We start from the raw sequence: 9571 nt of genomic DNA on the forward strand, positions 1-9571 counted from the left end.
CATGGGCGAGCGCGATTTCTGGTCGCAATCCGGCCGCTTCCAGGTGCTGGACCGGATCGAGCGCCGCGACCGCATCGAAAGCGCGCTGGCCACCGCCGTGCGCCTGCGCGCGCGGCTGGACGGCGGCGCCCAGCGCGACGGCGAGTTCGTGGCGCGCCTGACCCAGTTGCTGTGGCTGCTGCACCTGGCCAGCACCGCGCTGCAGGAGCAACGCCCGCAGGATGCGCTGCTGGACCTGCGCATCGGCGCCAGCGAGCTGCACCGGCATCCGGCCGAAGCACGGCAGTGGTGGCAACGTCTGCTGCAGATGTATCTGGCCTGGGCCGAGCAGCGCAACATGCGGGTGGAGGTGCTGGCACAGGATCCGCAGCAAGGCCGCGCCTGGCTGGCCATCGCCGGTTTCGGGGCACTGGCGTTGCTGGACGCGGAAGCCGGCCTGCATGTGCAGGAACAAGAGGCCGACGAACCGACCCTGCGCCGGCTCGCGGTGCAGGTGCGGGTCGCTCCCGACCTGCCCGGGCAGGCACGGCGCGCGCCCATCGGCGAGGATGAACTGCGGGTGTGCCGACGCTACCGGATCGCGCCTTCGCCGCTGGTGCGCGACAGCGTCCGCGGCTGGCGCAGCGGACGCCTGGAACGCGTGCTGGGCGGCGATTTCGATGTGATGCCGGTCGACTGAGTCCTGTCACGGACGCACGCGGCATGCGGCCACTGCAGGGAGCGCTGGGCAGGCGAGCGATGCGCGGCCACACCGCACACCGCCATCGATGCGATAGCTGTGCGCTATCGATTGATTAGAAGAATTCGAATTCTCTAAATCGCGACTTCCGCCTATCGTGTCTCCAGTTTCACCGTGTCGCCGCCGTATGATCGCGGCGCCGAGCCACCCCACCTCGTCCACCAAGAGCCAAGGCAGCCTCCCATGACCAGCGAATCGAAATGCCCGTTCCACCAGGCTGCCAGCGGCAGCGGCACCAGCAATCGCGACTGGTGGCCCAAGCAGTTGCGCGTGGACCTGCTCAACCAGCATTCGGCCCGTTCCAACCCGCTGGACCCGCAGTTCGATTACGCCAAGGCGTTCAAGCAGCTCGATCTGGAAGCGCTCAAGCGCGACCTGCACGCACTGATGACCGATTCGCAGGACTGGTGGCCGGCCGACTTCGGCCACTACGGCCCGCTGTTCGTGCGCATGGCCTGGCATAGCGCCGGCACCTACCGCACCGGCGACGGCCGTGGCGGCGGTGGCCGCGGCCAGCAGCGTTTCGCTCCGCTCAACAGCTGGCCGGACAACGTCAGCCTGGACAAGGCGCGGCGCCTGCTGTGGCCGATCAAGCAGAAATACGGCCAGGCCATCTCCTGGGCCGACCTGCTGATCCTCACCGGCAACGTCGCGCTGGAATCGATGGGCTTCAAGACCTTCGGCTTCGCCGGCGGCCGCGCCGACACCTGGGAGCCGGACCAGGACGTGTACTGGGGCCGCGAGACCAAGTGGCTGGGCGGCGACGAGCGCTACGCGCACGGCTCGCCGGGCGTGGACGAGACGCACGGCGTGCTGGTGAAGGACGACGACAGCGAAGTGCGCCACACCCGCGACCTGGAGAACCCGCTGGCCGCGGTGCAGATGGGCCTGATCTACGTCAATCCGGAAGGCCCGGACGGCAATCCCGACCCGCTGCTGGCGGCCAAGGACATCCGCGACACCTTCGGCCGCATGGCCATGAACGACGAAGAGACCGTGGCGCTGATCGCCGGCGGCCACACCTTCGGCAAGACCCACGGCGCCGGCCCGGCCGACCACGTCGGCGCCGAGCCGGAAGCGTCCGACCTGGAGAGCCAGGGCCTGGGCTGGTCCAACAGCTTCGGCAGCGGCAAGGGCGGCGACACCATCACCAGCGGCCTGGAAGTCACCTGGACCACCAGGCCGGCGCAGTGGACCAACGAGTTCTTCGAGCACCTGTTCAAGTTCGACTGGGAACTGAGCAAGAGCCCGGCAGGCGCCCACCAATGGGTGGCCAAGAACGCCGAGGCGGTGATTCCGGACGCGCACGACCCGTCGAAGAAGCACCTGCCGACCATGCTCACCACCGACCTGGCGCTGCGCTTCGACCCGGCCTACGAGAAGATCTCGCGCCGCTTCCTGGAGAACCCGCAGCAGTTCGCCGATGCCTTCGCCCGCGCCTGGTTCAAGCTGACCCACCGCGACATGGGCCCGCGTGCGCGCTACCTCGGCCCGGACGTGCCGACCGAAGAACTGCTGTGGCAGGACCCGATCCCGGCCGTGGACCACCCGCTGGTCGACGCGCAGGACATCGCCGCGCTCAAGAAGACCCTGCTCGATTCCGGGCTGAGCGTGGTGCAGCTGGTGTCCACCGCCTGGGCGTCGGCGTCCACCTTCCGCGGTTCGGACATGCGCGGCGGCGCCAACGGTGCGCGCATTCGCCTGGCCCCGCAGAAGGATTGGGAAGTCAACCAGCCGGCGCAGCTGGCACAGGTGCTGGCCACGCTGGAGGACATCCAGGCGCAGTTCAACGGCGCGCAGGGCGGCGGCAAGCGGATCTCGCTGGCCGACCTGATCGTGCTCGGCGGCGCCGCCGCGGTGGAACAGGCGGCCAAGCTGGCCGGACAGATCGTCGAGGTGCCGTTCGTGCCGGGCCGCATGGACGCCTCGCAGGAACAGACCGACGTGGAATCGTTCGCGGTGCTGGAACCCATCGCCGATGGTTTCCGCAACTACGCCAGGCGCCGTTATGCGCTGTCGGCCGAAGCCCTGCTGATCGACAAGGCGCAGTTGCTGACCCTGACCGCCCCGGAGATGACCGTGCTGGTCGGCGGCCTGCGCGTGCTCGGCGCCAACAGCGGCCAGTCCGCGCATGGCGTGTTCACCGATCGCCCAGGCGTGCTCAGCAACGACTTCTTCGCCAACCTGCTGGACATGGGCACCGAGTGGAAGGCGACCTCGGAGATGAAGGACGTCTACGAAGGCCGCGACCGCAAGAACGGCGCCGTGAAGTGGACCGGCACCCGTGCCGACCTGGTGTTCGGCTCCAACTCGGTGCTGCGCGCGGTGGCCGAGGTCTACGCCAGCGCCGACGCGCAGGCGAAGTTCGTGCGCGACTTCGTCGCCGCCTGGACCAAGGTGATGCAGCTGGATCGCTTCGACCTGGCCGCCTGACGACGGCAGACGGGGCGCCGCTGCGGCGCCCCGCTTGTCCTGGTTGCATGACGACAACGCCCCGCTCGCCGGGGCGTTGTCGCGAGTGTGAGGGCAACCGCCACACTCCGAATATGCGGCAAAGACGACAGCATCGTTTCGACGACGCAGCGCGTCGCGGCTGAAGCCGATGCCACGGCAGGCACCACTCGCCGTAGGAGCGGCTTCAGCCGCGACCGCAGCACGCTAACCGCGTAGCGGCATCCATCGACGCGAACGGCCGGCAGGTCCACGGGCCATCCTCGGGCGGAGATCGAGACAGTGTCGCCTGATGAACGCACGGCATCCATCGCGTTCGGCTACAGCGCGTCCAGATCCCCCAGCGCGCGGATCAGCCGCCGCGCACGCTTGTCCGGTTTGCCCTCCGGCGCCTGGTAGCCATTGCGCTCGGCGCTGCGCTGCGCGCGCAACTGCGCACGCCGCTCGCGCGAGGCCTCGCTCTCCTGGTACAGGGTCTGCGCCACGCTGGCCGGGCCGCGGGTGTCGCTCAATCCCAGCACCTGGATCTCGAACACCTCGTCGCCGCGCTGCACGCGCACCTGCTCGCCCACGCGCACCGCGCGCGAGGATTTCGGCCGCTGCCCGGCCACGTCCACCTTGCCGGTCTCCACTGCCTGCTTGGCCAGGCTGCGGGTCTTGAAGAAGCGCGCGGCCCACAGCCAGACATCCAGGCGCACCGCGGCAGCTTGTACGACAGATTCATTCATTGCGTTGCTCGACATCCACTCGCGTTGGGGTGGGGATTGCAGGCAGTCAAAAGGCGGCGCCGGAGCGGAGACCATCGCGCCGCCCGAGAGCATGCGCGGCGCATACGTTCTCCGCACAGATGGCGATGCGATCGCACCAATGCAAGTACCGCGCCGCAGGGGCTCACCTTTCCGGGATGAATGGGTTGGCAGAGAGCGAGCGACCTCGAGGCAGGCGCAGCGGGGGGCGGCTCGCCCAGGTTTCATGTCCCATGCCGGTGCTGGCGTCGGCCCCTACCCGGCACCAAGCAATGACCCGAGCCGTGCCGAACGCAGTTCCACCCTCGCCGCAGCGCGCTACTGCGGCTCGGGCAGGACCGCCCCCCCTCAGTAAGGGCGCACGCCACCTGCCGTGGGGCGGCGCAGGCCCGCCCCCTGCCCGCCTGCTGCACGACCGCTGCAGACCCGGATCCGCCCATCGCCCCGCCGACATCCGTCGGTGCTAGTGTGGCCGGCTTACGCTCGCTCCCGACCCGCGATGACCAAGCCCGCTGCGCTCACCGAAGGCCCGATCGGCCGCCAGTTGCTGCTGTTCTCGCTGCCGATCCTGGCCGGCAACATCGCGCAGTCGCTCAACGGCTCGGTCAATGCCGTGTGGATCGGCCGCTATCTCGGCGAAGCGGCGCTCACCGCCGCGGCCAACGCCAACAGCATCATGTTCTTCCTGATCGGTTCGGTGTTCGGCATCGGCATGGCCGCCACCATCCTGATCGGCCAGGCGATGGGCCGCAGCGACGTGGCCCAGGCGCGGCGGGTGATGGGCACCAGCGCCACCTTCTTCATCGGCATCTCGGTATTGATCGCCGCCGGCGGCTGGTGGCTGGCGCGGCACCTGCTGGCGGCGATGGGCACGCCGGCGGCGTCGCTGCCGCTGGCCGAGGCCTATCTGCGGGTGATCTTCCTGGCAATGCCGCTGCTGTACACCTTCGCGTTCCTGTCGGCGGCGCTGCGCGGCACCGGCGATTCGCGCACACCGTTCCGCTTCCTGCTGCTGTCGGTGGCGTTGGACATCGGCTTCAACCCGCTGCTGCTGTTCGGGCTGGGGCCGTTCCCCAAGCTGGGCATCGCCGGGGCGGCCTGGGCCACGCTGATCGCGCAGGCGGTGTCGCTGACCGGGTTGCTGCTGTACCTGCGGCACAAGCGCCACGTGCTGTGGCTGGGCCGCCGCGACGCGCGGCTGTTCCGGCTCGACCTGCCGATCCTGCGCGCGCTGATCGTCAAGGGCGTGCCGATGGGCCTGCAGATGGTGCTGATCTCGCTGGCGATGATCGTGATGATCTCGCTGGTCAACGGCTATGGCACCGCCACCTCCGCGGCCTACGGCGCGGCGCTGCAGCTGTGGGCCTACCTGCAGATGCCGGCGATGGCGATCGGCGCGGCCTGCTCGTCGATGGCTGCGCAGAACGTCGGCGCGCAGCGCTGGGACCGGGTCGCGGCGACCGCGCGCAAGGGCGTGCTGTTCAACTTCCTGCTGACCGGCGCGCTGATCGCGCCGCTGATCCTGTTCGACCGCTGGACCCTGGCGCTGTTCCTGCCGCCGCACAGCGCGGCGCTGGAGATCGCGCGCCACCTCAACCACATCGCGGTGTGGTCGTTCCTGTTCTTCGGCGTCACCTTCGTCATCTCCGGCGTGGTCCGCGCCACCGGTGCGGTGGTCCCGCCGCTGCTGATCTTGGCGCTGTCGCTCTGGGGCATCCGCGTGCCGTTCGCGCAGTTGCTGCAGCCGCAGCTGGGCGTGGATGCGGTGTGGTGGAGCTTCCCGACCAGCGCCACCTGCGCGATGCTGGTGTCGCTGGCGTATTACCGCTGGGGCAACTGGCGCACCGCGCGGATGCTGGCGCCGTCGCGGCCGGAGACCGTGGCGCATCCGGCGGAAGTGCCGGTGCAGCCGCCGGCACCGGTCGCCGACGTGGCGGTGGCGCAGGATCCGGCGCGCTGAGCGCTGCGCTCGCGTCGCGATCCACAGGCGCCCTTGTCTGTGCGGGAGTCGACTGTCATGCAGCCGCAGCGATCGAAGCCCAAAGCCGTCCGACACCGTCACGCGTCGGGACTGAAGTCCCTCCCACAAGGGCGCCAAGCCCCTGTGGGACGCGACTGAAACTCCTGCCACAAAAACGGCCAGACCCGCCATCGCGGACATGACGGCTCCGCTCCCGCGCGGCGCGATCCAAACCCCACAAACGCAAACGGCCGCCCGAAGGCGGCCGTTGCGGCAGCGACCGAGGGTCGCCGGAAGATTACTCGGCCTTGGCGGCGGCAGCAGCGGCCTGGCGCGCGACCTTGGCCTGCGCAGCGGCGGCCAGATCTTCCTTGATGCGGGCGGCCTTGCCTTCCAGGCCACGCAGGTAGTACAGCTTGCCGGCGCGGACCTTGCCGCGGCGCTTCACTTCGACCGAGTCGATGGTGGCGCTGTGGGTCTGGAACACGCGCTCGACGCCGTAGCCGTGCGAGATCTTGCGCACGGTGAACGAGGAGTTCAGGCCGGCGTTCTTGGTGCCGATCACCACGCCTTCGTAGGCCTGCACGCGCTCGCGGTTGCCTTCCTTCACCTTGACGTTGACGACGACGGTGTCGCCCTGGTTGAACTCCGGCAGCTTGCGCTGGATCTGGGCGGCTTCGAAGTCGGCCAGGATGGTCTTGTTGAGCTTGCTCATGGTGGGCACCGCTTGTGTCTGGTGAGGTGGTCCGGCAGTCGCCGCACGGCGATTGCGCGATATCGGATGGGCCAAGCACGGAACGCACTGGCCGGAAAGCCGGGCATTTTAACCCAGCCCGGCGGCAATGGCTAGGGCTTGGATGGATTTTCCTGTTCGGCGGCCTGCGCCGCCTCCCGCTCCTGGCGGAATTCCTGCAGCAGGCGCCGGTCGGCCGCGCTCAGCGCCGCCTCGTCCAGCAGTTCCGGACGCCGCAGCCAGGTCCGCCCCAGCGCCTGCATGCGCCGCCAGCGCGCGATCGCGGCGTGGTTGCCGGAGCGCAGCACCGCCGGCACCTCGCCCAATGCGTGTTCGCGCGGATGGGTGTAGTGCGGGCAGTCGAGCAGGCCGTCCGGGCCCTCGAAACTGTCCTGGGCCGCGGATTCGGCGTCGTTCAGCGCCCCCTCCTGCAGCCGGGTGACCGCGTCCACCAGCACCGCCGCGGCCAGTTCGCCGCCGGACAGCACGTAGTCGCCGATCGAGATTTCCTCGTCCACCGCGGCGGCGACGAAACGCTCGTCCACGCCCTCGTAGCGCCCGCACAGCAGCAGCAGCCGCGGCAGCGCGGCCAGTTCGCGGGCCTTGGCCTGGGTCAGCGGCCGGCCTTGCGGGCTCAGGTAGATCAGCGGCGCCGGCAGCGGATCGGCCGCGCGCACCGCCTGCAGGCAGGCCTGCAGCGGCTCGATCATCATCACCATGCCCGGGCCGCCGCCGAACGGGCGGTCGTCGACCTTGCGGTAGCCGCCGGTGGCGTAGTCGCGCGGGTTCCAGCCGTGCAGGTCCAGCAGCGCGCGCTCCTGCGCCCGCCCGACCACGCCGAACCCGGCGCACTGGGCGACGAACTCGGGGAACAGACTGATGACGTCGATGCGCATGAGGCGGGGAATGGGGAGCCGGGAATGGGGAATGGGAAAGGCAAACGCCAAAGCGGCCGCATGGCCGCTTCGCTCAGAACTCGGGGTCCCAGTCGACCACGACCAGGTTGGCCTCGAAATCCACCGACTTGATGTAGTCCGGCTGCACGAACGGCACCAGCCGTTCGCGGTCGCCGCGCACCACCAGCACGTCGTTGGCGCCGGTGGAGAACAGGTGCGACACCTGCCCCAGCGCCACGCCGTCGACGGTACGCACGTCCAGGCCTTCCAGGTCCACCCAGTAGTACTCGTCCGGGCGCGGCGGCGGCAGGCTGCTGCGCGCCACGTAGATCTCGGTGCCGCGCAGGGCCTCGACCGCGTCGCGGTCGGTGACCTCGGGCAGCGTGGCGATCAGGTACTTGCCGGACTCGCGGCCGCGCACGCCGCTGAGGCTGCTCTCGCTGCCGTCGGGCTTGCGCACGATCCAGGGCTGATAACGGAAAATGGCGAGGCGCGGCTCGGTCCAGGACTCGAGCTTGGCCTCGCCACGGATGCCGAACGCGCCGAGGACCCGACCGAGCAGGATGCGGCGCTGGCTGTCTTTCATTGGGGCAAACGCGAGGGCCGCGCGCTGGGCGCGGCCCGCGGAATCAGGCCGCGGCGGCCTGGTTCTTGGTGGCTTCCTTGTACAGGTTGCGCACCTTGTCGGTCAGCTGCGCGCCATTGGACACCCAATGGTCGACGCGGGCCAGGTCCAGCACCACGCGCGGCTCGGCGCCCTGGGCGACCGGGTTGTAGTAACCGACGCGTTCGATGTTGCGGCCGTCGCGCGCGCTGCGCACGTCGGTGACGATGATGTGGTAGAAGGGGCGCTTCTTGGCGCCGCCACGGGTAAGGCGGATCTTGACCATGGTGAGTTTCCGGTGTTGCCCAGTCGCCAGGATGGCGCGGTGAACCGACGATTATAGCGGCCGGCCCCGGCTCTGCCAAGTCTGGGCCGTGGCCTGCGGCCGCGGGATTGGGGATTCGAGATTGGGGATTCGCCAGGAGCGGCAGCCATGCCGCGATGGCCGTCCACGGAGTGCTCAGATCGCCTGCCAGGGCTGGGTGTGCAACGCCGCCTCCAGCATGGCCAATAGATCCGCGGCCGGGCGCAGCGCGCGCCCGTCCACCGCCGCCACCGCCTGCTGGCCGCGGGCGTTGCAGGTGAAGGCGGCCACGTCCGGCCCGAGTTCGTGGAGCGACAGCGGCCGCACCTGCTGCGCCACGCCCAGCGCGGCGAGCCCGGCCTGCAGCAACCGTTCCTGGGTGCCGCGCAGCGCTGATGCCTGCGGCCAGTGCAGACAGGCGCCGTCCCACAGTCCCAGGTTCCAGGTCGGCCCTTCGGCCACCTGCCCCTGCGCGTCGACGAACAGCGCGTCGTCGCTGCCGGCCTGCAGCGCAAGGCGGCGCTGGTGGAAGGCGCCGAAGGTGCCGACGTGCTTGATGTGGGGCGTCTCCCGGGCAAATACGCCACTGCGCAGCCGCAGCGGCGCCGCCTCGGCCTGTGCCGGTGGCGCCAGTGACACCAGCAGCTCCACAGCGCAATCGGCATCGGCCCGGCGCAACGTGAATGCCGGCGAGAACACGGTGACGCGCAGCGACGCGTCGCCCCTGCCGAACGCGGCCAGCGCCGCGCGCAGCTCGGCGCGCACGCGCTCATGCGGCAAGACACTCCCGAACAGCGCCGCGTTGGCCTGCTGCAAGCGCTGCAGATGCAGGTCGAACCCGCGCACGGCACCGTCGCGGACCTGCATGGTGCTGAAATGCCCGTAGTTCACCAGCGCGGCGGCGGCCAGCAGCTCGGCGCCGGCAGGCTGCCCGTGGTGGAAGACCTGCGATGTCACAGCAGGGCCTGCGCCTGCGACCACCAGCGTTCAACCAACGTCGCGGCGGGCTCAGCCGGCGCCATCCAGGCCGACTGCCCGGCCCAGGCCTGCATCGCCGCCAGGCGGTCGGCGCGCTGTGCGGCCTGGCGCATCTGCGCAGTCAGGCCACGCTGCACCGGGTACGGCCGCGGCGGCGGCG

At 70.0% G+C, this 9571-nt stretch carries 9 protein-coding genes and 1 pseudogene; 3 read left to right on the forward strand and 7 right to left on the reverse strand.

Features of this window, described 5'->3' with window-relative positions; genetic code table 11:
• Together D180_RS21690 and katG are read left to right on the forward strand one after the other, a co-directional pair.
• Nucleotides 1-679 (forward strand): PCRF domain-containing protein (locus tag D180_RS21690; RefSeq protein ID WP_043091528.1); only part of this gene is annotated, 679 nt, incomplete at its 5' end.
• A 243-nt stretch (nucleotides 680-922) separates the two neighbouring features.
• Entirely contained in the window at nucleotides 923-3172 is a 2250-nt protein-coding gene (katG, locus tag D180_RS21695; protein ID WP_017914426.1) for a catalase/peroxidase HPI, read from the forward strand.
• A gap of 338 nt (nucleotides 3173-3510) precedes the next feature.
• Here the strand turns inward: katG and D180_RS21700 are convergent, their stop codons facing one another.
• Complete coding sequence (locus D180_RS21700) at nucleotides 3511-3918, reverse strand: RNA-binding S4 domain-containing protein (RefSeq protein WP_043091529.1); 408 nt, start codon at nucleotides 3916-3918, stop codon at nucleotides 3511-3513.
• 517 nt (nucleotides 3919-4435) lie between these two features.
• Here D180_RS21700 and D180_RS21705 point away from each other — a divergent pair.
• Nucleotides 4436-5896 (forward strand): MATE family efflux transporter, encoded by a 1461-nt coding sequence (locus D180_RS21705; protein ID WP_017914428.1) that lies wholly within the window; start codon nucleotides 4436-4438, stop codon nucleotides 5894-5896.
• A 298-nt stretch (nucleotides 5897-6194) separates the two neighbouring features.
• Here the strand turns inward: D180_RS21705 and rplS are convergent, their stop codons facing one another.
• The 6 genes and pseudogenes from rplS to D180_RS21735 all read right to left on the reverse strand — a co-directional run.
• Nucleotides 6195-6611: a 50S ribosomal protein L19 gene (gene rplS / locus D180_RS21710; RefSeq protein ID WP_010342237.1), complete on the reverse strand. Its 417-nt coding sequence runs from the start codon at nucleotides 6609-6611 to the stop codon at nucleotides 6195-6197.
• A 131-nt stretch (nucleotides 6612-6742) separates the two neighbouring features.
• Nucleotides 6743-7525 (reverse strand): tRNA (guanosine(37)-N1)-methyltransferase TrmD, encoded by a 783-nt coding sequence (gene trmD / locus D180_RS21715; protein ID WP_017914429.1) that lies wholly within the window; start codon nucleotides 7523-7525, stop codon nucleotides 6743-6745.
• Nucleotides 7526-7598: 73 nt separating this feature from the next.
• On the reverse strand, nucleotides 7599-8111 hold the full coding sequence (gene rimM / locus D180_RS21720) for a ribosome maturation factor RimM (protein ID WP_017907937.1): 513 nt from the start codon (nucleotides 8109-8111) through the stop codon (nucleotides 7599-7601).
• Nucleotides 8112-8154: 43 nt separating this feature from the next.
• Nucleotides 8155-8415: a 30S ribosomal protein S16 gene (gene rpsP / locus D180_RS21725; protein ID WP_010342240.1), complete on the reverse strand. Its 261-nt coding sequence runs from the start codon at nucleotides 8413-8415 to the stop codon at nucleotides 8155-8157.
• Nucleotides 8416-8589: 174 nt separating this feature from the next.
• Nucleotides 8590-9390 carry an aminotransferase class IV gene (locus D180_RS21730; protein WP_017914430.1) on the reverse strand — a complete coding sequence of 267 codons (801 nt, stop codon included), beginning with the start codon at nucleotides 9388-9390 and terminating at the stop codon, nucleotides 8590-8592.
• A pseudogene (locus D180_RS21735) lies at nucleotides 9387-9571 on the reverse strand (nitronate monooxygenase); the annotation flags it as partial. The gene D180_RS21730 and the pseudogene D180_RS21735, both read right to left, overlap by 4 nt.

This window comes from Xanthomonas sp. SHU 166 (assembly GCF_000364685.1).
GTDB lineage: Bacteria > Pseudomonadota > Gammaproteobacteria > Xanthomonadales > Xanthomonadaceae > Xanthomonas_A > Xanthomonas_A sontii.

Coding starts and splice junctions, on each gene's coding strand:
- katG (WP_017914426.1), top strand. CDS start 923: ATGACCAGCGAATCGAAATGCCCGTTCCACCAGGCTGCCAGCGGCAGC.
- D180_RS21700 (WP_043091529.1), bottom strand. CDS start 3,918: ATGAATGAATCTGTCGTACAAGCTGCCGCGGTGCGCCTGGATGTCTGG.
- D180_RS21705 (WP_017914428.1), top strand. CDS start 4,436: ATGACCAAGCCCGCTGCGCTCACCGAAGGCCCGATCGGCCGCCAGTTG.
- rplS (WP_010342237.1), bottom strand. CDS start 6,611: ATGAGCAAGCTCAACAAGACCATCCTGGCCGACTTCGAAGCCGCCCAG.
- trmD (WP_017914429.1), bottom strand. CDS start 7,525: ATGCGCATCGACGTCATCAGTCTGTTCCCCGAGTTCGTCGCCCAGTGC.
- rimM (WP_017907937.1), bottom strand. CDS start 8,111: ATGAAAGACAGCCAGCGCCGCATCCTGCTCGGTCGGGTCCTCGGCGCG.
- rpsP (WP_010342240.1), bottom strand. CDS start 8,415: ATGGTCAAGATCCGCCTTACCCGTGGCGGCGCCAAGAAGCGCCCCTTC.